This is a genomic window from Terribium retamae (genome assembly GCF_022347545.1).
Taxonomy (GTDB): domain Bacteria; phylum Pseudomonadota; class Alphaproteobacteria; order Rhizobiales; family Rhizobiaceae; genus Mesorhizobium; species Mesorhizobium retamae.
Genome location: NZ_JAKREW010000039.1, coordinates 17,890 through 41,467, shown reverse-complemented (window position 1 = coordinate 41,467; position 23,578 = coordinate 17,890). Strand labels below are relative to the sequence as shown.

At 60.2% G+C, this 23,578-nt stretch carries 20 protein-coding genes and 1 pseudogene; 6 read left to right on the top strand and 15 right to left on the bottom strand.

Translation table 11 applies throughout. The annotated features are described in order from the left end of the window. Nucleotides 1-141 precede the first annotated feature (141 nt). The gene (gene aptA, locus L4923_RS25195; RefSeq protein WP_239369858.1) at nucleotides 142-1,470 is read right to left on the bottom strand and encodes an omega-aminotransferase AptA; all 1,329 of its coding nucleotides are present in this window, start codon (nucleotides 1,468-1,470) and stop codon (nucleotides 142-144) included. 240 nt (nucleotides 1,471-1,710) lie between these two features. Between aptA and L4923_RS25190 the strand changes: the two genes are divergently transcribed. The 4 genes from L4923_RS25190 (at nucleotide 1,711) to L4923_RS25175 (ending at nucleotide 5,101) form a co-directional block, all read left to right on the top strand. After that, nucleotides 1,711-2,349, top strand: a complete 639-nt coding sequence (locus tag L4923_RS25190; RefSeq protein ID WP_239369857.1) for a TetR family transcriptional regulator C-terminal domain-containing protein — start codon at nucleotides 1,711-1,713, stop codon at nucleotides 2,347-2,349. 119 nt (nucleotides 2,350-2,468) lie between these two features. Then, the gene (locus L4923_RS25185; RefSeq protein WP_239369856.1) at nucleotides 2,469-3,818 is read left to right on the top strand and encodes a GntP family permease; all 1,350 of its coding nucleotides are present in this window, start codon (nucleotides 2,469-2,471) and stop codon (nucleotides 3,816-3,818) included. Further along, the gene (locus L4923_RS25180; protein WP_239369855.1) at nucleotides 3,815-4,327 is read left to right on the top strand and encodes a gluconokinase; all 513 of its coding nucleotides are present in this window, start codon (nucleotides 3,815-3,817) and stop codon (nucleotides 4,325-4,327) included. Before L4923_RS25185 ends, L4923_RS25180 begins: the two co-directional genes overlap by 4 nt. A 69-nt stretch (nucleotides 4,328-4,396) precedes the next feature. Then, on the top strand, nucleotides 4,397-5,101 hold the full coding sequence (locus L4923_RS25175; RefSeq protein WP_239369854.1) for a DUF4087 domain-containing protein: 705 nt from the start codon (nucleotides 4,397-4,399) through the stop codon (nucleotides 5,099-5,101). 3 nt (nucleotides 5,102-5,104) lie between these two features. On the opposite strand, the gene L4923_RS25170 is transcribed toward L4923_RS25175, so the two are convergent. The 8 genes from L4923_RS25170 to L4923_RS25135 form a co-directional block, all read right to left on the bottom strand. Next, the gene (locus L4923_RS25170; RefSeq protein ID WP_239369853.1) at nucleotides 5,105-5,467 is read right to left on the bottom strand and encodes a DoxX family membrane protein; all 363 of its coding nucleotides are present in this window, start codon (nucleotides 5,465-5,467) and stop codon (nucleotides 5,105-5,107) included. Between the two features lie 72 nt (nucleotides 5,468-5,539). Further along, complete coding sequence (locus L4923_RS25165) at nucleotides 5,540-5,926, bottom strand: DoxX family protein (protein WP_239369852.1); 387 nt, start codon at nucleotides 5,924-5,926, stop codon at nucleotides 5,540-5,542. Nucleotides 5,927-5,991: 65 nt separating this feature from the next. Continuing rightward, nucleotides 5,992-6,450: a carboxymuconolactone decarboxylase family protein gene (locus tag L4923_RS25160; protein WP_239369851.1), complete on the bottom strand. Its 459-nt coding sequence runs from the start codon at nucleotides 6,448-6,450 to the stop codon at nucleotides 5,992-5,994. A gap of 20 nt (nucleotides 6,451-6,470) precedes the next feature. Continuing rightward, nucleotides 6,471-6,989, bottom strand: a complete 519-nt coding sequence (locus L4923_RS25155; protein WP_239369850.1) for an RrF2 family transcriptional regulator — start codon at nucleotides 6,987-6,989, stop codon at nucleotides 6,471-6,473. 109 nt (nucleotides 6,990-7,098) lie between these two features. Then, the gene (preA, locus tag L4923_RS25150; protein WP_239369849.1) at nucleotides 7,099-8,412 is read right to left on the bottom strand and encodes an NAD-dependent dihydropyrimidine dehydrogenase subunit PreA; all 1,314 of its coding nucleotides are present in this window, start codon (nucleotides 8,410-8,412) and stop codon (nucleotides 7,099-7,101) included. 6 nt (nucleotides 8,413-8,418) lie between these two features. Then, on the bottom strand, nucleotides 8,419-8,727 hold the full coding sequence (locus L4923_RS25145; RefSeq protein WP_239369848.1) for a hypothetical protein: 309 nt from the start codon (nucleotides 8,725-8,727) through the stop codon (nucleotides 8,419-8,421). Further along, nucleotides 8,727-10,082 carry an NAD(P)-dependent oxidoreductase gene (locus tag L4923_RS25140; protein ID WP_239369847.1) on the bottom strand — a complete coding sequence of 452 codons (1,356 nt, stop codon included), beginning with the start codon at nucleotides 10,080-10,082 and terminating at the stop codon, nucleotides 8,727-8,729. The genes L4923_RS25145 and L4923_RS25140 overlap by 1 nt, the downstream gene beginning before the upstream one ends. Nucleotides 10,083-10,226: 144 nt before the next feature. Next, entirely contained in the window at nucleotides 10,227-10,724 is a 498-nt protein-coding gene (locus tag L4923_RS25135; protein WP_239369846.1) for an anthrone oxygenase family protein, read from the bottom strand. Between the two features lie 164 nt (nucleotides 10,725-10,888). On the opposite strand from L4923_RS25135, the gene L4923_RS25130 reads away from it, so the two are divergent. Next, nucleotides 10,889-11,665: a VOC family protein gene (locus L4923_RS25130; RefSeq protein ID WP_239369845.1), complete on the top strand. Its 777-nt coding sequence runs from the start codon at nucleotides 10,889-10,891 to the stop codon at nucleotides 11,663-11,665. A 46-nt stretch (nucleotides 11,666-11,711) separates the two neighbouring features. On the opposite strand, the gene L4923_RS25125 is transcribed toward L4923_RS25130, so the two are convergent. Together L4923_RS25125 and L4923_RS25120 are read right to left on the bottom strand one after the other, a co-directional pair. Further along, nucleotides 11,712-14,153: a GcvT family protein gene (locus L4923_RS25125; protein ID WP_239369844.1), complete on the bottom strand. Its 2,442-nt coding sequence runs from the start codon at nucleotides 14,151-14,153 to the stop codon at nucleotides 11,712-11,714. Between the two features lie 86 nt (nucleotides 14,154-14,239). Next, the gene (locus tag L4923_RS25120) at nucleotides 14,240-15,778 is read right to left on the bottom strand and encodes a trimethylamine methyltransferase family protein (RefSeq protein ID WP_239369843.1); all 1,539 of its coding nucleotides are present in this window, start codon (nucleotides 15,776-15,778) and stop codon (nucleotides 14,240-14,242) included. Between the two features lie 206 nt (nucleotides 15,779-15,984). Between L4923_RS25120 and L4923_RS25115 the strand changes: the two genes are divergently transcribed. Then, nucleotides 15,985-16,575 carry a transglycosylase SLT domain-containing protein gene (locus L4923_RS25115; protein ID WP_239369842.1) on the top strand — a complete coding sequence of 197 codons (591 nt, stop codon included), beginning with the start codon at nucleotides 15,985-15,987 and terminating at the stop codon, nucleotides 16,573-16,575. A 720-nt stretch (nucleotides 16,576-17,295) separates the two neighbouring features. Here the strand turns inward: L4923_RS25115 and L4923_RS25110 are convergent. The 4 genes and pseudogenes from L4923_RS25110 to L4923_RS25095 all read right to left on the bottom strand — a co-directional run. Further along, nucleotides 17,296-19,431 (bottom strand): annotated as a pseudogene (locus L4923_RS25110) (dipeptide ABC transporter ATP-binding protein); the annotation flags it as partial. Nucleotides 19,432-19,445: 14 nt separating this feature from the next. After that, entirely contained in the window at nucleotides 19,446-20,603 is a 1,158-nt protein-coding gene (locus L4923_RS25105; RefSeq protein ID WP_239369841.1) for an ABC transporter permease, read from the bottom strand. Nucleotides 20,604-20,615: 12 nt separating this feature from the next. Continuing rightward, a complete protein-coding gene (locus L4923_RS25100; RefSeq protein WP_239369840.1) occupies nucleotides 20,616-21,650 on the bottom strand; it encodes an ABC transporter permease in 1,035 nt (344 codons plus the stop codon). Between the two features lie 147 nt (nucleotides 21,651-21,797). After that, nucleotides 21,798-23,453: an ABC transporter substrate-binding protein gene (locus L4923_RS25095; RefSeq protein ID WP_239369839.1), complete on the bottom strand. Its 1,656-nt coding sequence runs from the start codon at nucleotides 23,451-23,453 to the stop codon at nucleotides 21,798-21,800. Nucleotides 23,454-23,578: the final 125 nt, after the last annotated feature.

Genomic DNA, 23,578 nt, shown 5'->3' with positions numbered 1-23,578 from the left:
CCCACCCCCAAACACCAAACCACCTGCGTGTGGTTTTTGTTGGCAATTATGCCGGGGGGGGGCCCATTTTTGGCCCCCCCCCCACACCCCCCGGGGGGGGGGGGGGGGCCCCCCCCCCCCCCCGCAACGTTTGGCTTGCGCCTAATCGATAGCCCTCAAAACCTCGCGCACATGGTCGATCAATTCGTTGATCTGGCCCTTGGTGATGATGAGCGGTGGCGACAGCGCGATGATGTCGCCGGTGGTACGGATCAGCGCGCCGCGTTCGAAGGCCTTCACGAAGGCCGAAAAGGCACGCTTGGTCGGCTGCCCGGCAATCGGCGCGAGTTCGATGGCGCCGATCAGGCCGATATTGCGGATATCGATGACATTCGGTTCACCCTTGAGCGAATGCAGCGCATCCTCCCAATAAGGCGCCAGTTCCTCACCGCGGGTCAGCAGGCCCTCTTCTTTGTAGGTGTCCAGCGTGCCGAGTGCCGCTGCGCAGGCGATCGGATTGCCCGAATAGGTGTAACCGTGGAAGAACTCGATCATGTGGTCGGGACCGTTCATGAACGTGTCGTGGATCTCCTTGGTCACGAACACAGCGCCCATTGGGATCACACCGTTGGACACACCCTTGGCGGTGGTGATGATATCGGGCGTCACGCCGAAATAGTCGGCGGCAAACGGCGCACCGAGGCGGCCGAAACCGGTGATGACCTCATCGAAAATCAGCAGGATGCCGTGCTTCGTGCAGATTTCGCGCAGGCGCTGCAGATAGCCCTTCGGCGGCAGGATGACACCGGTGGAACCGGCGACCGGCTCGACGATGACGGCAGCGATGGTCGAGGCATCATGCAGGGTGACGATACGCTCCAGTTCGTCGGCGAGTTCCGCGCCGTGCTCCGGCACTCCCTTGGTGAAGGAGTTCTTTTCCGGCAGGTGGGTGTGCGGCAGGTGATCGACGCCGGTCAGCAGCGTGCCGAACATCTTGCGATTGTTGACGATGCCGCCGACGGAGATGCCACCGAAATTGACGCCATGGTAGCCGCGCTCGCGGCCGATCAGGCGGAAGCGCGAGCCATTGCCCTTGGCGCGATGGTAGGCGATCGCCATCTTAAGCGCGGTGTCGACCGATTCCGAGCCGGAATTGGTGAAGAAGACATGATCCATTCCCTTGGGCGCAATATCGACCAGCCGGTTCGCCAGCTCGAACACGATCGGGTGCCCCATCTGGAATGCCGGTGCGTAATCGAGCTCCGCCGCCTGCTGCTGGATCGCCTCGGTGATCTTCGGGCGGCAGTGGCCCGCATTGACGCACCAGAGACCGGCGGTGCCGTCCAGGATCTTGCGGCCATCCGAGGCCGTGTAGTGCATATCCTTGGCGCTGACCAACATACGGGGCGCCTGCTTGAACTGCCGGTTTGCCGTAAAGGGCATCCAGAATGCACTGAGATCGTTCGGCGTTACCTTGAGCCGATTGGACATGACCAAGCTTTCCTTTCACTGCTTCGTTTCGGTGCGGCCAACGCTTGGTCTTCGGCGCGTTTTCATGCTACGCAAATTTTTGACCGGATGGACAAACGTTAGCACCGCCATGGTGACGGTCAAGGGATTACTAGCGGAAATGCCGCATTCGAAGCGCGCTCCACAGCTCAGCAAAAACTGGTCCAGACAATTGGTCCAGAATGCCTTGAATGCCTTGTCTTGCAAAGGGCTTCCCAGACCATGAACGCCCCCGCCCCGCGCCGTACCCGTATACAGCAGGAGAAGCGGGAGCTGATCCTGGAAGCGGCACTCGAAGTCTTTTCCACGCACGGCTTCCGCGGCTCGACGATCGACCAGATCGCTGAGGCCGCAGGCATGTCGAAGCCAAACCTGCTCTATTATTTTCGCCGCAAGGAGGAAATCCACGAGACGCTGATCCAGCGCCTGCTCGACACATGGCTGGCACCGCTGCGCGAACTCGACGATGTCGGCGATCCGCTGACGGAACTGCGCAGTTACATCCGTCGCAAGCTGGAAATGGCGCGAGACTATCCGCGCGAGAGTCGGCTGTTCGCCAACGAGATCCTGCAGGGCGCACCACGCATAATGCCTTTGCTGGAAGGCGAGCTGAAAAGTCTCGTCGAGGAGAAGGTCGCCATCATCAAGGGCTGGATGCGCGCCGGCAAGATCGTTCGCACGGATCCCCGGCATCTGATCTTCTCGATCTGGGCCACGACGCAACATTATGCCGATTTCGACGTGCAGGTGCGCGCCGTGCTTGGCCCTGACCTTGGTGGCGACGGTCGCTTCGAAGATGCCGCGCGCTTTCTGGAGCAGCTTTTCCTGGACGGCTTGAAGCCGAAGGCCAGCGCGGACTGAAAGCCCTATCATCCACGAACTGCGCGCTTCCCTTGCGGAACCGAAACTTTTGAGGGGGCGGCGTTGACGTCCCGCGCAATCGCGCGAAGTAATGCATTCGGGGGCACAGAGGACACTGCATGGAACAAGCTGCCACCGCCGGCGATGCCCAACTGATCATTGCCGCGCTAGCCGGCATCGCCGCGATCGTCCTCTTGATAAGTTGGTTGAAGCTCCACCCCTTCCTGTCCTTGTCCATCGGCGCGCTCGGTGTTGGCCTGGCCGCCAACCTTGGAGCGGCCGCCTCCGTCGCGTCCTTCACCAAGGGCTTCGGCACCACCATGGCCGGTGTCGGCCTGCTGATGGGGCTCGGGGCGATGTTCGGCAAGCTGCTGGCTGATTCCGGCGGTGCCGACCGCATCGTCGACACGCTGGTGGGACGATCCAGACCCGAAATATTGCCTTGGACGATGGGATTGGTCGGCGCGATCATCGGTCTGCCGATGTTCTTTGAGATCGGGCTCGTGCTGTTGATGCCGGTGATCCTGCTGGTCAGCCAGCGGTCAGGCCAGTCGATCGTCAAGATCGCGATTCCGACACTCGCAGGCCTTTCCGCCATGCACGGCCTTGTGCCGCCGCACCCTGGCCCGCTTGTCGCGGTCAGCACGCTGGGCGCCAACCTTGGTCTGACACTCGGGCTCGGTGTCCTCATAGCCATCCCCACTGTCATCATCAGCGGCCCCATCTTCGCCACCCTCGCCGACCGCTGGGTCAATGTGCCGACGCCGGAGCTGTTCGGGCAGGCCGGCGACGGCCGCTATGAGACATCCACGCAACCGAGCTTTGCCACGGCAGTCACGGCAATACTGCTTCCGGTTGTCCTCATGCTCGCCCGCGCGATATCGGAGGTCATCGCGCCCGGCTCGAAGGCCTTGCTTCCATCCGCCTTGCATGTTCTGGGCGAGCCGCTGATCGCACTCGGCATAGCCGTGATCGCCGGCGCCTTGATGTTCAGGATGCCCAAGGCAGCCGTGGCTCATAGTCTCGAAAGCTCACTCGGGCCGATCGCCGGCATCCTGCTCGTGGTTGGCGCCGGCGGTGGCTTCAAGCAGGTTTTGGTCGATACCGGCATCGGCGCGGTCATTGCCAACGCCATCACCGACAGCGGCTTGCCGGTGATGTTCCTGGCCTGGTTCGTCGCTGTGCTCGTACGCATTGCCACCGGTTCGGCAACCGTTGCGACGGTAACCGCCGCCGGCATCCTTGCGCCAGTGGCGGCTGGCCTGCCTCCGGCGCAAGGCGCGCTGATGGTTCTTGCCATCGGCTCCGGCTCGCTGTTCCTTTCGCACCTCAACGATGCCGGCTTCTGGCTGGTCAAAGGCTATCTCAACATGGACATCAGCCAGACGTTGAAGACCTGGACGATGATGGAGTGCATCATCTCAGTCTGCGGTCTCATCGGCGTCCTTATCCTCGGAGCTTTCCTGTGAAACCGCTCGTCGTCATTGTCATGGGAGTTTCGGGCTGCGGCAAGTCGACGATTGCCGGCCTTGTGGCAGAACGCCTGCATTGGGACCTGCTGGAGGGCGATGAGTTGCATCCGAAGGCCAATGTGGAGAAGATGAGCCACGGCATCCCGCTCGACGACAACGACCGCCGTCCCTGGCTTGAAGCCATATCGCGCTGGATCGACGGACGCATTCAGTCCGGGCATCCTGCGCTCGTCACCTGCTCGTCGCTCAAGCGTTCCTATCGCGACATCCTGCGCGGCGAGAGCGAGAAAGGTGTCGTGGCCTTCGCCCATCTTTCCGGTTCGCGTGAACTCCTCATGGAACGCATGAAGGCCCGCAAAGGCCATTTCATGCCGCCGAGCCTGCTCGATTCGCAGCTCGCGACATTGGAGCCCCTGCAACCGGACGAGACCGGCATCGTCATCGACATCGGCGAGATCCCGACAGAGGAAGCGGATCAGGTTATCGACCGTTTTCATCTTGCCTGAGAAGTGGGCCTGTTGTCTTGAGCGCAGTCTGCACGCATGCAGAATTAGCGATCGTCCATGGGGAGCAAAATGATGCGCCTGACACTGCTTTTCGCCAGCCTGGCCATTGTCTCTTCCTGGCCGGCTCGCGCCGCCGACACGACGGTTCCGATTGCCGCACAGGGCGTCTGGGCCGAAGCCGGCAAATGCAGCGGCCGCACCGTCACCTTCACCGCCGGCACGCTTCAATACAAAGGGCAGAAAGCCCAGGCCGTCATCTTCGCACAGAAGGAGAGTCCGCGCGGTTATGGCGTGATCCACTACCGACAGGAAGGCAATGTCGATAATTTCGAGTATGCCGACGACAAGGACCAGATGTTCTACAATCCGGAGGGGTTCGGCATGGGTAAGTCGGTTCTCTACAAGCGCTGTGCCGGTGCATTTGCGTCATCTGCCTCCGGCGCGAAGCCAATGGCCGCGTCGGCCGAAAATCGTTGCGGTTGGCTGGTCAACCCGACACCCGGCAACTGGTGGCTGGTCGACAAGGACGCAATGTGGGTATTCGCCACGCAAGGCAATGCCGAAGGTGCCGGGGCCGCTGGCATGGACAAGCTGCCGGATTTCGATCCGACCCAATATGTCAATTCCAACGGCAACTATGGCTATGGCTGCGCCTGTGTGAAGCTCCTTACCGACCCGGCGACCAAGAAGGTGAAGAGCATATTTGGTGGCAAGACGCTTCCGCTCGCCACTTGCAGGAAAGACAAGAGCCTGCCGCCAGAGAGCAGGTTGTAAGCATCAGCCTGCGTCGGCAATGACCAGCAGAAGACCGCCGGCAAGCGTGATGTTGACGAGGGTGAGGTAAAGGTGCGGGTCTCGCTCCTTCCCTCGGAACAGAAACAGATTATGGTAGAGCGCGGTTGCCAGGACCAGAAAAACGATCAGTGCCAGCGCCACCGGAACAACCCAGAAACCGAAGATGAGCAGCAATCCGCCGAGCAGCTGAACCGCGAAACCGGCGGCCATGATGGGCGCCGGCAGCAGCCATCCGTAATTGGTGCCGCCAGACTTGCGTTCGTTGAAATGGGCCAAGTTGCGGATGCCTGCGATCAGGAAGAACGCGCCGAAGATGCAGCGTCCGATCAGCATCAAGGTTTCCATGCCATCCATCCCCCGGGCATTCGAAGCGGTACTGCGTTCTGTGCTGAGCCTTGAAGCTCTCCCGGCCTGCGGTCAAGCCTGCAGCGAATTCGCAATCAGCGTCAGGATGGCACCGGCCAGCGCGACATTGCCGACAAAGCCGTTGATCTTCGCGACACGGTCCGGCCCCGGCTGATAGTCCCAGAAATTGTGGAACATCGGCGTGGCTACGATCAGGAACAGCAGCAACAGTGCCGCTGAAGCCGCGGTGCAAATACCAGCGATCAGCAGAGCACCAGCGATACCCTGCACCACAATGCCAAGCCAAAGCACGGTTGGTGCTTGCGGCACGCCGCGCGTACTCATCAGTTGCGCCACGAATGAGCGGTTCTGGATGTTTCGCAGCCCGGCGAAAATGAAGGCGCCTCCCAGCAAAAGGCGACCGACAAACAGAATCTCTTCATGAAAATCGACAAACATCATCTTGATCCCCAAAAGAAAACAGGGCGCCACCAATGCGCCCTGCTCAATCTACGATTTCGACATCAAGCGGCCTTGGCGGTCGGCACCGGGTGAATGGCGTGGAACGTCACGCACAGCCGGTTCCAGGTGTTGATCATGGAAACCGCGACCGTCAGCTTCACCAGCTCTTCCTTGGAAAAATGCTTGAGTCCTTCCTGGTAGAGCTCATCCGGCACACCGGCGTCGGCGATCCTGGTTACCGTCTCAACCCATTTGAAAGCCATCCGCTCGCGTTCGGTGAAGAGCGGAGACTCCTTCCAGGCGACAACGAGGTAGAGACGCTGCTCGGTCTCGCCATCGTCACGCGCCTCGCGGCTGTGCATTTCCACGCAATAGGAACAGCCGTTGATCTGCGAAGCGCGCAGCTTGATGAGGTGCAGAAGTCCCTTGTCGAGCCCGCTTTCTTCCACCGCCCTATTCAAGCTGACGACATATTTCATCAGCTGTGGCGCCTCGGCGAAGAAATCTAACCTGGGTTGCATGATCGGTCCTTTTCCTGGGGTTACCGGTTATTCTGGGAATTGGGTTTCTGCGGCCGCGCATGATGGGCTGCGAAGGCACAACTGGCCCGAACGACCCGGGGGTCGGCATCGGCCATGAATTCGGTGATGATGTCGGAGAGCTTCTCGGCAGCGAGCGCTGCGCGGTAGGCGCGCTCGGCACGCAGCATGGCGGCATTGATGCCGCAAGGCTCCACATAGGCAGACGCATCGATCTTGGCAGGTCCGTTGCGGCGGATCTCGCCACACCGAAAAGCCGGACGCGGGCCTTCGACCGCCAGCACGATGTCGAGCAGCGAGATCCTCTCCGGTGCACGAGCCAGGCGATATCCACCAGTCGGTCCCGGCACGGACTCAAGGATGCGTGCAGCCGTCAATGCCTGCAAATGTTTCAGCAGATAGCTGGATGACAGGCCGAATGCTTCCGCCAGAGCGGAGGCGGGCATGGTCGCCTCACCTTCTACTGCGGCAAGCATGGCAGCGGAATGGATTGCCGCTTCGACGCCTTCACTCAGCTTCATGATTGCTCCTTAATCATCGATAATTTTTATCTTGGATACATTTTATCGTCAATAGGGATTTGAAGAAAGGCGGTGCACGGCTGCACCGCCTTTCATCGTCCGTCAGAACCTATTCGGCAGCAACCTTGGCCATCGGATTGTTGGGATGCGTCGTCCAGTTGGCATAGACGGGCTCGACCGTCTTGCCGGTGCGCTGGTCGAGCGTGCCGGCGGCCAGCGGCACCATGGTGATGCAGCCATCGACCGGGCAGACATTGACGCACAGATTGCAGCCAACGCACTCGTCCTCCATCACCTCGAAATGGCGAACGCCGTCGACCATCGAGGTGATCGCCTGATGCGAGGTGTCTTCGCAGGCAATGTGGCAGCGGCCGCATTTGATGCAGGCATCCTGATCGATATGCGCCTTGGCGACATAGTTGAGGTTGAGATATTGCCAGTCGCTGACATTGGGTGTCGCACGCCCGATGATGTCATCGAGCGACCGGTGGCCCTTCTCATCCATCCAGTTTTCCAGGCCGGCGATCATTTCCTGAACGATCTTGAAGCCGTAGGTCATGGCCGCCGTGCAGACCTGCACGTTGCCGGCACCCAGGGCTAGGAACTCGGCCGCGTCGCGCCAGGTGGTGATGCCGCCAATGCCGGAGATCGGCAGGCCGTGCGTTTCCGGATCACGGGCAATCTCGGCCACCATGTTGAGCGCGATCGGTTTCACCGCCGGACCGCAATAGCCGCCATGGCTGCCTTTGCCGTCGATCGAAGGCTCCGGCGAGAAGCTGTCGAGATTGACCGAGGTGATCGAGTTGATGGTGTTGATGAGCGATACCGCATCGGTGCCACCGGACCTGGCCGCCCGCGCCGGCTTGCGGATGTCGGTGATGTTGGGCGTCAGCTTGGTGATCACCGGCATGCGCGTATACTGCTTGCACCAGCGCACCACCATCTCGATGTATTCCGGCACCTGGCCGACGGCGGCGCCCATGCCGCGCTCGCTCATGCCATGCGGGCAGCCGAAATTGAGTTCGATGCCGTCCGCTTCGGTTTCTTCCACAAGCGGCAGGATCGCCTTCCAGCTGTCCTCGACACAGGGCACCATGATCGAGGCGATCAGCGCACGATCCGGCCAGTTCTTCTTGACCTGTTTCATTTCGCGCAGGTTGGTCTGCAGGTCGCGATCGGTGATCAGCTCGATGTTGTTGAGGCCGAGCAGCCGGCGGTCGGCGCCCCAGATCGCGCCGTAACGAGGTCCGTTCACGTTGACCACCGGCGGGCCTTCCTCGCCCAATGTCTTCCAGACCACGCCGCCCCAGCCTGCCTTGAAGGCACGCTCGACATTGTAGGCCTTGTCCGTTGGCGGCGCGGACGCAAGCCAGAACGGATTGGGTGACTTGATGCCGACAAAGTTGTTGCGGATGTCCGCCATGGCTTCTTACTCCGCGTTTCGGGAAAAGAATGTTGTGTTGCGATCGACTGCACGGCGCGGATCCGCACCGGCGTCGCGAGCATGCTTGACGAGTTCGCTCCAAAGCGCGTCATCGGTGATCGCCTCGGCGCCTTGATTGCCGATCTTCGATTTCACCAGATCAAACAGCTGCCCCATTGTAACGAGTTGCTCCGCTTCCGCATTTTCGAACCTGATGGCGAAGGCCCGTTCAACGGCCTCGATCATCTCGATCTCGTCGCCGTCTCCCCACAGGCCCAAGGAATTCGCCCCGTGGGAAAACAGCCGTTCCATCATCAGCCCATCAAGGTCCGATGGATGCTTTCGGCAGCGTCGCGCCCTGCGGCCACCGCCGAGACCGTGAGGTCCTCACGGCTGTCGACGACGCAGTCGCCACCGGCCCAGACCTTGGCCAGCGAGGTGCGGCCTTCGCCATCGACCTTGATGCGGCCGTTCTCTAGCGCGATGGCCTGGCCACTGCCATTCAGCGCGGCAGGCACAAAGGATTGGCCGATCGCTTTGAAGATCTGGTCGGCTGCCAGCCGCAGCGTTTCGCCGGTGCCAACAAGCTTACCTTCCTTCATGGTCGTGTATTCGAGCTCGATAGCGATCGCCTTGCCGCCGTCAGCAATGACTTTCTTCGGTTGCAGCCAGTGGCGGATGGTGACCCCATTCGCGGCCGCAAGATCCTGCTCGAACTCCGAGGCATTCATGTCTTCCTTGCCGCGACGGTAGCAGATCGTCACCTCCTCCGCGCCGAGCAGCTTCGACTGCACAGCCGCGTCCACGGCGGTCATGCCGCCGCCGATGACGACGACGCGGCGACCGACCGGCAGATTGCCGAGATCACTCGCCTGCCTCAGCTCGGCAATGAAGTCGACGGCATTTGCGACACCGTTCGCTTCTTCACCCTCGGCGCGCAGCGCGTTGACGCCGCTCAGCCCCATGCCGAGAAACACGGCATCATATGTACTGGTCAGTTCGGAAAGCTGATAGTCGCGACCCAGCGCCTTGCCGTTCTCGATCGTGATGCCGCCGATCGCGGTCACGTAATCGACCTCGGCCTGGGCGAAATTGTCGACGCTCTTGTAAGCAGCGATACCGTATTCGTTCAGGCCGCCTGATTTCGGCTTTGCCTCCAGCACGGTTACATCATGACCGTGACGCGCGAGCCGATGCGCAGCGGCGAGTCCGGCAGGGCCGGCACCGACGATGGCGACTTTCTTGCCCGTCGATTTGGCGCGAGTGTAGAACTGCTTGCCCTCCGCCATCGCCACATCGGTGGCGTAGCGCTGCAGCCGGCCAATCTGCACCGGCTTGCCCTCTGCAGTTTCACGCACACACGCTTCCTCGCAAAGCGTCTCTGTAGGGCAGACACGGGCACACATCCCACCCAGAATGTTCTGATCGAAGATGGTCTTGGCCGAGCCAAGCGCATTGCCGGTCGATATCTGCCGGATGAACATCGGAATGTCGATCGATGTCGGACAGGCCTGCATACAAGGCGCATCGTAGCAGAAATAGCAGCGATCGGATTCGACCAGCGCCTCGTGATGATCGAGCGGCGGATGCAGGTCGCCAAAATTGTCTGCATAGACCTCGGGCGACAGCCGGCCTGCGGCGATGCCTTCCTTGAAATGACCAGTCGTCATTCCGGTTCCCCATTGTTGTGGTTTTGGAGAAAGGCTAGCACGTTTTATTTTTTTATCAATCGGTCAAATTTCGGATAAACCTTTGAGCCGCAACGATAATATGAGTTTTACTGTCATATTTACTGGCCACTCAAAAATATTCAATCAGCTCAGCACGATAGCAGTCGCCAGCAATGTCAAACTGGCAAACGAAAGCAGCGCCCGGACAACGTGCGACCATTCCCAACGGTCGCGTAGCGTTTGCCAATCGGATGGTTCTTTTGACCGTTGCGCCAGTGGATCCACATCAAAGAAGCTGCTGCCCGCCGTCGACAGCTTTGTTCCCTTGAGCCAGAAATTGTTCACCGGATGCGTCATGAGCCAGTAGGCGGCGTGCGCAGCCGCCAGGGTGATCATTGCCGCAGCTGTTAGCCAGAACGATATGCCTGCCGGCGTAAAGAACAGGAGTGCGAGGAGGAAAAGGACGCCTAACGGCTCCGCCGCACCGCCGATCGTGAAACCCGGATAATAGATCTGCTGGATTGCGAGATATTGCTTCTCGGACAAGCGAAGCTTGCCGGGGAACTCCAAGGCATGGGCCAGCGACAGCGCCATTGCAACGGCGACAAGAAGAAAGCTGACAACTTGCAGAAGCTCGACCATCGATCTTGCTGCTGGTTTCGATCTCTATTGCACTCAACCCTGTCACAAGGACGTGGTCCCACGGCTTTGCCGCAAAATAGAGACCGCTGTCGGAATCACGCCTACTGCTTCGTCCTATGAGACGGTCCAGCGCGCCGGTGCGACGGCGGAACAAGGAGGAGCACATGTCGAATTCCGAAAAATCGTTCTTCTGGTATGAATTGACGACAACCGACCTCGATGCTGCGGAGGCCTTCTATACGGCTGTTGTCGGTTGGCGCGCTGAACCATTCGAAAATGCAGCTGCCTCGCCACGCTATGTCGTCGTCAATGCCGGCGACCGCGGTGTCGGAGGGTTGACGACCCTCCCGGACGAAGCTGCCAAGATGGGTGTTCCGGCCGCTTGGATGGGTTATTTTCCCACCAAGGATATCAATGGCTCAGTCGATGCCTTGCAGAAGGCCGGTGGCGTTGTGGACCGCCCCGTCTACGAGGTTCCAGGCGTCGGTCGTTTCGCCGTCGTCGCCGATCCGCAGGGCGCGGCTTTCATGTTCCTGGAGCCGAATGGTCCCGATCAGCCACCAGTCCCGTTGAACACTCCCGGTCATGTCGGCTGGCATGAACTCTACACGACCGATTGGCAGCAAGCTTTCGACTTCTATTCCGGTCAGTTCGGTTGGGTGAAGGACCAGCCCTTCGACATGGGGCTGATGGGCATCTACCAGCTTTTTTCGGTCGATGGCGTGGTCAGCGGCGGCATGATGAACAAGCCGGAACAGATCCCGAATCCTGTCTGGCTGTTTTATTTCAATGTTGCGGCCATCGATGACGCCGCCAAGCGCGTGGTCGACAATGGCGGCAAGATCGTCATGGGACCGATGGAAGTACCCAACGGCCAGTGGATCGTGCAATGCACCGATCCGCAAGGCGCCTATTTCGCGCTCCTCGCTCCGATACGCTGAGCAGCAACGCCGGCGAGAGGCATATGCGCCTCCCGCTGGCGCAACCTTATCCGCGCAGTCTTTCCTGATTTCCATCGAACAGAGGAACAGACTGCATGCGGGCCGCATGGCGACGGCCGAGAAATTCGATCTCGAAGCCGTCGCTTTCGTCCGCGATCTCCTTCGGCACATATCCCATCGCCACGGACACGCCGGAATGGTGGGCATAACCGCCGGATGTCACCCATCCGCGCACCGCGCCATTATGCCAGATCGGCTCGTCACCGATCACATCGGCATCCACGGCCTCGACCACGAAACTGCGCAGCCTCAATTTACCGCCGGAGGCACGCTCGGCCACGGCCGCCTTCTTGCCGATGAATTCTGCAGGTTTCGCATAAGCAACGAAACGGTCAAGCCCGGCTTCCAGTGGTCCATAGATCGGCCGGTATTCGCGCGCCCACGAGCCGTAGTTCTTTTCCAGGCGCAGCGCATTGAGCGCTCGCGAACCGAACAGGCCGATCCCGAACTCCTCGCCGGCCGCCAACAGGATCTCGAAGACATGGCGCTGATACTCTGGGGCCATCCAGATTTCGTAACCGAGGTCGCCGGTGTAACTCACCCGACCGACCAGACACGACGCCATACCGATATCGATCCGCCCGATGTCCATGAACTTAAACGCCGAAGGCGACACATCGGCATGGGTGACCTTGGCCAGGACATCCCGCGCGCGTGGCCCCGCGATGGACAAACCCACACGGCTCAATCCGAGGGCCTCTATCTTCACCGACCCATCGGCGGGCAAATGCCGCTCGAACCAGCGCATGTGGTATTGTTCGGCTACGCCCGATCCAGCGATGAACCATTCGGCTTTGCCATTATGACCCGCGCCAAGATTGGCGAGAGAAAAATCGCCGATCAGCCTGCCGTCTTCCTTCAGCATCGGTGCAAGGGTCATGCGACCTGCCGCTGGCAATTTGCAGGCGAGCAGCCTGTCGAGCCACGCCCCTGCCCCAGTCCCCGTTACCTTGTATTTGGCAAAGGAGGAGATCTCGGAAAGACCAACGCGTTCGCGCGCCGTCTTCACCTCGGCAGTGACATGCTCGAAATCTGTCGACCGCCGCCAGGAAAATTCGTCACGCACGCCCTCCGGCGCGTACCAGAGTGGAACCTCCAGCCCATAGGCGGAGCCGAATTGAGCGCCGCGTTGCGCGAGGCAATCATAGATCGGCGTCGTCTTCAGTCTGCGCCCTGCCGGCAATTCCTCGTTGGGGAACCGGATGGAGAAACGGCGCGAATAATTCTCGCGCACCTTCGTGTTGGTGTAGGCCATCGAAGCCCAGTCGCCATAGCGCGCGACATCCATGGCAAAGATGTCGGCGCCAGGATCGCCATTCATCATCCAGTTCGACAGCGCCAATCCAACGCCGCCCCCTTGGCTGAAACCAGCCATGACCCCGCAGGCGACCCAGAAACCCGGTAGCCCGCGCACCGGTCCGACGAGCGGATTGCCGTCCGGGGCGAAGGTGAACGGACCATTGATGATCTGTTTGATGCCGGTGTTCTGGAACGCCGGGAAATGCCGGAAGCCGACTTCAAGCGACGGCGCAATGCGATCGATATCGGGCTCCAGCAATTCGTGGCCGAAATCCCAAGGCGTGGCCTGTTCCGACCACGGCTTGCCGGCCTTCTCATAGGTTCCCATCAGCATGCCGCCGCGCTCCTGGCGCAGGTAGAGCTCACCATCGAAGTCAACCGCATGCATGATCTCAGTGCTGGTTTTCTTGTTCCAGGCTGCCACCTCGGGCATGTCCTCGGTAATGAGATACATATGCTCCATGGCGAGCACCGGCAGTTCGAGCCCGACCATCCGGCCGACCTCGCGTGCCCACAGGCCACCGGCATTGACAACATGTTCGGCCACCACCTCTCCCTTGTTGGTGATGACACGCCACATGCCGTCCGGCCGGCACACGATATCCTCGACCTTGGTGAAACGTTCGATCTCCGCACCCAGCTTGCGCGCCGCCTTGGCATAGGCGTGGGTGACACCGGAGGGATCCAGGTGACCATCTTCCTTGTTGTGGATGGCGCCGACGAACTGACCGGGATCAATCAACGGCATCAATTCAGCCGCTTCCCGAGGCGAAATCTCTTCAAGCTCGATGCCGAGATAACGCCCCTTCGCCACCATGTTGCGCAACCAGTCCATGCGCGCCTCGGTGGCCGCGAGGAAAACGCCGCCAGTCAGATGCACGCCGGTCGCCTGGCCGGAAAGTTCCTCGATCTCCTTATAGAGGCTGATCGTATATTTCTGCAGCTTGGCAACGTTCGGGTCGCCATTGATCGTGTGCATGCCGCCAGCCGCATGCCAGGTCGAACCGGACGTCAGTTCGTCGCGTTCGATAAGCACGGCATCGGTCCAACCGGCGCGCGCCAGATGAAACAACACCGAACAGCCGACGACGCCACCCCCGATGACCACGACCCTTGCATGCGACTTCATTGCTCTTCCTGACAATTCAACAGGTTGGATGGGTTTCGGGATTCTCGGGCTGAAGCAGTTGAATCATTTTCGTAAGCTGCGCGCGATCATGGCTCTCCGGCTCCGATCTCATCCTTGCGCTTTGCTGCATAGGCTTCGAGCGCTTCGCGTCGGTCGGCATCCATCGGCGGCTGCACATATTCCGCCAGCGCCTTTTTCCAGAGGCTGGTTGCGCGTTGTGTCGCATCGAGTGCGCCGGCTTCGGTCCAGGCCTCATAGTTCTGCCAGTTGGACAGCAGCGGCTGGTAGAATGCCGTAGCGTAGCGCTCGAGCGTATGCGGCTCGCCGAAGAAATGCCCGCCGGTCGGGACGCCTGCCAGCGCATCCAGCGCCAGTTCCCCATCGTCGACGACGATCGGACGCAGGAATTCCATCATGTGCTGGATCATTTCGACGTCGATGATGAACTTCTCGTACGAGGCGGTCAGCCCGCCCTCCTGCCAGCCGGCCGCATGGTAGACGAGGTTGCCATGGCCAAGCACGGCGCCCCACAATGCCATCAGCGTCTCATAGGCGCCTTGTGCGTCGGCAGCGTTGGAAGCCGATCCCGGCGTGGTGCGATAAGGCAGATTGTATCGCCGCGCCAATTGTCCCGAGGCGATGTTGGCCTTGGTGTTTTCCGGTGTGCCGAAAGCCGGAGCGCCCGAGCGCATATCGACATTGGACGTGAAAGCACCATACACCACCGGGCAACCTGGACGCACCAATTGTGCGAGTGCGATTCCGAACAAGGCTTCGGCGTTCTGCTGGGCAAGTGCTCCAGCCAGTGTTACCGGGCTCATCGCACCCATCAGGGTGAACGGGGTTATGCAGACGGATTGGCCGAACTCGGCCATGGTCATCAATCCCTCCGCCATCATCTCGTCGAAGCGCCGCGGTGAGTTGACCGAGATAATGGTGCCAACGCCTGGATCGCTGGCAATCTCGTCCAGCGAAAGCCCGCGGGCGATCGCCATCATGGTGATGCCGTCCAGCGCCCTGCCCCGGCCGATGGCCGAAACATGGAACGGTTTGTCGGCCAGCGTCAGATTGGCAAAGTAGGTGTCGAGATGGCGCGTATTGGCCGGCAGTTCGATCGGTGCGCAGACCTGGTTGCCGAGCATGTGGATGCAGTTGAAGTGCTGCGCGAGACTGACCAGTTCCCGGTAGTCACGGAGATTGCCGGCGCGACGACCGCGTTCGAAATCGTGCACATTGGGCGGTCCGGCAACCAGCGTGAAATTAATGATGTTGCCGCCGAACGTCAGTCGGCGTGCCGGGTTGCGGGACGTAAGCGTATAGGACGAAGGCGCTGTTTTGAGAGCCTCAGCGATCAGCCCTCGGTCGAGGCGCACCGTCATGGTCGTGTGATCGACATCCGCGCCAGCGCTTTCAAACAGCGCCAGCGCGCGGCTGTTCATCATCTCGATGCCGAGATTTTCGAGAATATGCAACGAAGCCTGATGAATGGCTTCAACTTGATCGGAAGAGAGGAGCGCCATCGGCGGATAAGGATTCTCCACCCGGCGCGAGGGCAATTGCGGGATCCGTGCCCCGGCTTTGGAATGGACGCGTTCAGCGCTGCGTCTGGCGCGAAGGGCGGTCATAACCGCATCAGAGCGTCATTCGGCTCGCCCTACTATCAAAAATACGTCATTTCCGGACGAGATTTTATCTTCAGCGTCACATAAGCCTCGCTGATAACGCGAAAGCGACATGAAAGGTCGGAATATCTACAACCGCCTTGCATCCGCCAAACAGGTTAAGAAGCGCCGCAAGACTCCTTTTATGATTTGCCACTAATGCTCTCGCCATGCGTGCGTACAGTTTTAGTCGAGTTTTAGCGATGGGCGTCGTGCTGGTGCTTGGCGCCTGCGCAACGGCACCAAACCGTATCAACGACGTGTGCGCCGTCTTCGACCAGCGCGATGGCTGGTTCAACGACTGGCGTTCTGCGGCTGAACGCACGCAGCGGAAGTATGGCATTCCGATGCATGTGCTGATGGCGACCGTGCGCAAGGAATCCGGCTTCAAAAGCAACGCGCGCCCGCCGCGCACAAAACTGCTCGGCTTCATTCCGTGGACTCGGGTTTCGAGCGCCTACGGTTATTCGCAGGCCCTCGACGGTACCTGGAGCCAGTACCGGCGGGAAAGCGGCAACTTCACCGCAAGCCGCACCAATTTTGCCGACGCGGTGGACTTCGTCGGCTGGTATCACACCAAAACGGTCGACACCTACGGCGTGGCGCGTGACGATACCTACAATCTCTACCTCGCCTATTATCTCGGATGGGGTGGCTTCAAGCGCGGCGACTGGCGCGGCAACAGCGGCATCCAGCGCTATGCTCGCGACACCGCCGCCATGGCCGACCGTTACCGCAGCCAACTGCAGAGCTGTCGCTAGAGCGTTTCCGTTTTTTGCGGAAACGCGGAAACGCACTAAGGTTTTGCTTCGCCGCTTTTTTGCAAAGCCAAGTGATTCCACTTGGCTACAAAATGCTCTGGGCCAGATAGTCGCTATTTGAAGCGACTATCTTGGCTTTCTGCCGAACACCCGCACATATTCCTCTTCGCCGCCATCGGCGAGAGCCCTGGCCTGCTTGACCCACTCGTCGCGTTCTGTACGGCCCAGCAGCATCAGGCGCTTGTCCACCCACTCGCGCTCGGTTTCTGACCAGCCTGCGATCTGTGCATGACGGTAGATGCCGAAATCGTTGAGGGCGATCTCGATCTGAGGTCCGATGCCCACGATCAGCTTGAGGTCGTCGGGCTGGGCGGGCCGCGCCATGCGGGCCGGCCGGCCAACATCGGCAGGATCGATCGGCTCCACCGGTGCCGGTGGCTCCACCGGTGCCGAAGCCACCTTCCTCTCCCTGACGGCTTTGGCCGGCTTGGCGGCCGCAGCCTTCGTCCTGGAGCCCTTTGCAGGGCTGGCTTTTTTCGGCGTCTCCATCGCACCCTTAGCGGAGGCCTTCGTGGCGACAGGCCTCTTCGCGACGGCCGGCTCCGCCAGGAGTGCAACCGTTTCTGTCTTCTTCGCCGTCCTTGTGGATTTGCGAGCAGCGGCGGTCTTGCGGACGGGCTGGATTTCGTCGCTCACCACGGTCGCGTCGACAACCTCTACCGCATCGTCTGGCAAGCCTTCGAGCGCCACATGCTCCTTATCGAAGCGTATCACCGGCTCCATGGTCGACAGGACCTCGTCCGACAGCCAGCAAAGTGACCTGTGCCCATCGCCAAGGTCCTTCAATGGTGGCAGTTCTTTCTCGCAGCGGCCTTCCGGCACCAGATGTTTGTAACGGCAGCGTGTCTGGAATGGACATCCGGTCGGCGGGTTCATTGCCGAGGGAATGTCGCCTTCCAGAACGATGTGCTTCTTCACCACAGAGGTGTCGGCGATCGGGATCGCCGACAGCAATGCCTCCGTATAGGGATGATAGGGCGGCGAGAAGATCTGATCCGTCGTGCCTTGCTCCACGATGTGGCCAAGATACATAACGACGACGCGGTCTGCGATGTAGCGCACGACCGACAGATCGTGGCTGATGAACAGCATCGTCGTCTTGTTCTTGCGCTGGATATCCATCAGCAGCTCGGTGACAGCGGCCTGAACCGACACGTCGAGGGCGGACACGGGCTCGTCCGCCACAACCACCTTGGCCGACCCGGCAAAGGCTCGCGCCACGCCGATGCGCTGTTTCTGACCGCCGGAAAGCTGCCGCGGCTTGCGCTCGGCAAAAGCTCTCGGCAGCTTCACGAGATCGAGCAGTTCCAGCATGCGCTGCTTGCGGTCGGCGACCGTCTTGCCGACCTTGAATTTCTCCAGCGTACGGATGATCTGCGAACCAACGGTATGGCTGGGATTCAGCGTATCGAACGGATTCTGGAATACCATCTGAATGGCGGAGACCGTGTCGACGTCACGCTTCTCGATGCCGGTAGACTGGATTTCACTGTTGCCAAGCGTCACCTTGCCGGAGCTCGCGGTCTCCAGCCCGAGCAGAACCTTGGCCAGCGTCGACTTCCCGCAACCACTTTCGCCGACGATGGCGACCGTTTCGCTTTCGCGCGCCTCGAAGCTTATCGTCTCGTTGGCCTTGACCGTGCGCCCCTCGCCACCGCCAAATACGCCGCCGGCGCCGACATGGTAATATTTCTTCAGGTCGTCGATCTTGAGCACCGGCGCGCCCGGCTTGACGGGCTCGGCGGATTTCTTTGCGCCTGGCGGCAGAGCCGTCCAGTCGATCTCATCGAAGCGTACACAGCGCGAGAAATGCCCTTCGTGGCCTTCGACGTCGATCATCGGGATTTCAGCGGCGTTGCACACGCCGTCCACGAAGTGGTGGCAGCGCGGCCCGAAATTGCAGCCCTTCGGACGCTCATGCGGCAATGGCAGTTGGCCGGGTATGGCGATGAGCGGCCTCTCGTTCTTGTCAGCTCCCGGCAAAGGGATCGAGCGGAACAACCCCTGCGTATAGGGATGCCGCATGCGGTCGAACACGTCCTCGATCTTGCCGGTTTCGACCGCTTCGCCCGAATACATCACGGTGATCTTGTCGCAGGTCTCCAGGATCAGCCCCAGATTGTGCGACACGAAGATCATCGAGGTGCCGAACTTCTGTCCAAGTCCCTTCACCAGTTCGACGATGCCGGCTTCCACCGTCACGTCCAGCGCGGTTGTCGGCTCGTCGAGCAACAGCAGCGCCGGCTTCGACAGAAGCGCCATGGCAATGACGATGCGCTGCTGCTGGCCGCCGGAAAGCTGGTGCGGATAGGAACGCATCATGCGTTCCGGATCAGGCAACTTGACCGCCCTCACCATCTCCAGCGAACGCTGGTAGGCCTCTTCCTTCGACACTTTGTCGTGGATAAGAGGCACTTCCATCAACTGCTGGCCGATCTTCATGGCCGGGTTCAGCGAGGCCATAGGTTCCTGGTAGATCATGGCGATCTTGTTGCCGCGGATGGAACGAAGCTCCTCCTCGGACATCTCGCCCATGTCCTTGCCCTGGAACTTGATGCGTCCGCCGACGATCTTGCCGACATTGGACAGGTCGCGCATGATCCCGAGCGAAACGGTCGACTTGCCGCAACCGCTCTCCCCGACGATACCCATCGCCTCACCCGGCATCACCGTGCAGGAGAAATCCATCACAGCTGGTATCTCACCCTTGCGGGTGAAGAACGAGATCGACAGGTTTTCGATCTCGATGATCGGCTGGGCGTTGGCAGTGTTCGTGGCTTTTACGGCTTCGTTCATGGCGTCGCCCTCCACTAGTCCTTCATTGATTGTTCACGCAGAGAGTCGGCGAGCAGGTTCAATCCCAGCACGAACGACATCAGTGCGATCGTCGGCGGAAGCGCGGGGTGGATGAACGAACGCAGCAAGCGGCTGGCGTCCTTGATCGCCGTTCCCCAGTCCGGGCTTTCCGGTGCGAGACCGAGACCGAAATAACCCAACGTACCAAGCAGGATGGTCGTGTAGCCGATGCGCAGGCAGGCATCGACGATCAGTGGTCCGCGCGCGTTGGGAAGGATTTCCCACAGCATGATGTACCAAGGCGTCTCGCCTCGTGTCTGGGCTGCCGCCACGTAGTCGCGGGTCTTGATGTCCATGGTCAGGCCGCGAACGATACGGAATACGCCCGGCGAGGAGGCGAACACCACTGCCACGAAGATATTGAGCTGGTTCGGGTCGATATGCACGATCCGGAGCGGATCCGCATCGAACACCAGGCCGGCATAAATCCAGCCGCCGATCACCAGTGTCAGCCCAAGCAGCAGGTAAAGGCGATCAGGCCTGTTCTTGTAGCGGGTCCAGAACAGCGCGCAGAAGAAGATGATCGGGAACAGGAAGAACAATCCCGCCATCGCATAAGGGATCGGCGTATCCATGATACCCGGGGTGACCAGCAGGTAGAACAGCAGGATCACCGGGAAGGCCAGAACGAGGTTGGCCAGGAACGACAGCACGGTATCGATCTTACCGCCGTAGTAACCGGCCGGCAGGCCGAGGGTAATGCCGACCATGAGCGCAAAACCGGTGGCTGCGGGTGCGATGATCAGCACGATCTGGCTGCCATAGACCATGCGCGAGAATATGTCGCGCGCGAGCTTGTCGCCACCGAACAGGAACACGCCCTTGGAAGCGGGTTCGATCGCTCCGGGCAGCGCGTCCTTCATCACCGGTATCTGGGCCAGTGGATCGAACGGAGCGACGGTCGAGGCGAAGATCGCGGTGAATAGCCAGAAAAGGCAGATGACGACGCCTGCTATGCCGACGCTGCTGTCGAAGAGCTGACCATAGAGACCAAGTCTCTTCTTATAGGCGAAGCTGGCGCCCAGCACGATGGCCAGCGCCAGCCAGACCGGCCAGAACCGCACCAGCACGCCGATGACGATGTTGAAGGCTCCGATATATTCGATCTGCATCGCTCGGCCTCCCTACTGCACACGGATGCGCGGGTTGAGGTATGCATAGCCGACATCCGAGATCAGCTGGGTGATCAGCACGATGAACACCGAGACCAGCGAACAGCCTAGCAGAAGGTCGATATCATTGTTGCCGGCGGCCTCCACGAGCGTGTAGCCGAAGCCCTGGTAGCGGAACATCGTCTCGACGATGACGACGCCGGTCAGCAGCCACGGAAACTGCAGCATGATGACGGTGAAAGGTGCAATCAGTGCGTTGCGCAGCGCGTGCTTGACGACCACGTTGGAGAAGGACAACCCCTTCAGTCGGGCTGTGCGGATGTATTGCTGCGTCATCACCTCGACCATCGACGCGCGCGTCATGCGCGCGATGTAACCGATGCCGTAGATCGCAAGCGTGATCACCGGCAGTGTGAAATTATAAAACGTGATGCCTTGCGCCGCTGACGCCGCAGAACCGTTCAACCAGCCGAGCCAAGACGCGAAAATGACGGTAAAGATGACGCCCGAGACATATTCAGGCGTCGCCGTCGTGGCGATGGACGCGACCGACAAAACTCGGTCCGTGCGTGACCCCTCTCGCATGCCGGCAAGGATGCCTATGAGCAGCGACACCGGCACCATCACCACAAGCACCCAGAACATCAGGATACCTGTTGCGCGCAGTGCCGGAAACAGTTTGGCCGCAACGGTTGTCTTGAACTTGGTCGAGCAGCCGAAATTGCCTTGCAGCACCCCGGAATAAGCCGGCTCCGCAGGATCGTTGCAGAACGAGAAACGCTGGGAAGCCTTGCCGGTCGCCGGATCGACGATGGGCTCCATCTTGAGGACGCCCAGCCAATGCCCATAACGAACGAAGAAATTCTGCCGGTAGCCATGATTGACCAACCAGCTTTCCAGCTGCTCTGGCGGCGTGTGCATCTCGGTCTGGCTGATCGCCAGCTTTTTCAAATTCGGTTCGAGATTCACCAAGAAGAAAACGACCAGCGTCAGGCACAACATGGTCAGAAGAATCGTGCCGATACGTCTGGCTATAAATGAGAGCATTGCGTCCCCCTGCCGGCCGGGTTGGGGTCAGAAACGATCAACCCTGAGTCAAAAATCTTTTGTGATTTAAGGCCGCCGCGACAAGGGGCGCCGCGCCGGCGATGCCACGGGCATGGGAGACCTCTCCCATGCCCGTCGACCGATCTATCAGGCCTGCTCGAGCCAGACCTTGCCGAAGTCGTGCTCGTAGGTGGGGTGCATCGAGTGGTTCTTCACCTCGGGCTTGATGTTGATGTAGAGCTTGCGCCAGTAAGGCTGGATGATGATGCCGGAATCCTGCAACGTCTGCTCAATATCCTTCATCACCGTCTTGCGCTTCTCGGCATCGGCGATCGAGAGGGCCTCATTGACCTTCTTGTCGAAATCCGGATTGGCATAGGCCGTTTCGTTCCAGGCTTCGCCGGTACGATAGGCGATGGCAATCACCTGGATGCCAAGCGGACGCATGTTCCAGTTGGTTTCCGAGAATGGATATTTCGTCCAGTCGTTCCAGAAGGTCGAGCTCGGCAGGACGGTGCGCTTCACCTTGATGCCAGCCTCGCGCAACTGCGCAGCAATCGCGTCGGTGGTGTTCTTGTGATAGTCCTCGTCGTTGCTGATCAGCTCATGCTCGAAATCGAGAGCGCCGGCCTCCTCCAGCATCTGCTTGGCCTTGGCAATGTCCCGCTTGACCTTCGGCAGTTCCACATATTCCGGATGGATCGGCGCGACGTGATGGTTTTCGCCAGGCGTGCCGGCATTGCCGTAGCCCAACTGCAGAACTATCGCATTGTCGACCGCAAGGCACATCGCCTGACGCACCTTCTGATTGTCATAGGGCTTCGCCTTGACGTTGAAACGGGAAACCACCGTCGCGGCGGTTACCACTTCCGAAGCCGGCGCGCCGACATCGGCGATGATCTTGATGTAATCGGCGGTCGTTTCGTGGTTGGTATGCACTTCGCCGGACTCGAAAGCAGCAACCGTAGCCGCCGGATCGGTGCCGTAGTCGATGAATTCGACACCATCGAGCAGCGCCTCGCCACCCCACCACTTGCCGGTTTCACGGCGCTTGTAGACCACCTTCTGGCCGACGTCGTAGGAGACGAGCTCGAACGGTCCGGTGCCGATCGGGCAATTCTTGAAATTGGCGCCCTTCTCGTCGAACGTCTTGTGTACGATGAGCGCGGGATAATCGGTCATGTTGGCGATGATGGCGATATCCGGGCTGGTCAGCTTCAGCTTGATCGTCATGTCGTCGACCTTTTCGACCGCGCCTTCGCGCAGCTTCTTGGTCTTCTCGTCGACGAGGCTGCCGAGACGACCCGGCATAGAGTTGCCTTCCGCAGCCTTGTCGGCCCAGCGGGTCAGATTGTAGATCACGTCATCGGCGGTGAACTTGTCGCCATTGTTCCATTCGACGCCCGGGCGAACATGGAGCGTATATTCCGTGGCGTCGTCGTTGATCTCCCATTTCTCCAGGAGATACGGCTCGAACGTGTATTCCTTGGTGTATTTCACCAGCGGCTCGAGCGCCTGGCGCTCGGCATTGGAGATCTCCGACCAGTCAGCGGTGCGCGGATCCTTCGGGTCCTTGATGTTCATCGCCACCTTAAGGACACCGCCCTTCTTCGGCGTTTCCTGGGCTTGGGCAGGCGTCGGTGCCGCGATGCCCAGCAAGCCATAAGCCATGGCTGTAGAGGCACCAAAGATGCTGGCCATAGCCAGGAACTCGCGACGGTCGATGCCACCGGCCTTGGCCTGTTCGGCCATCGCCAGGATATGATCCGGAACGCGATCGCCATTGCTTTCATAAATTGTCATGACTAGCTCCCATTATTGGCTTTTCGCCTTTTAACATTCCGCACCTGACCGCCATTGTCAAAGAACGGTCAGTGTGAGAACTCATTGCAAGAGTGCAACTTTGAAAAGGGAGCAACTGGCGCGAT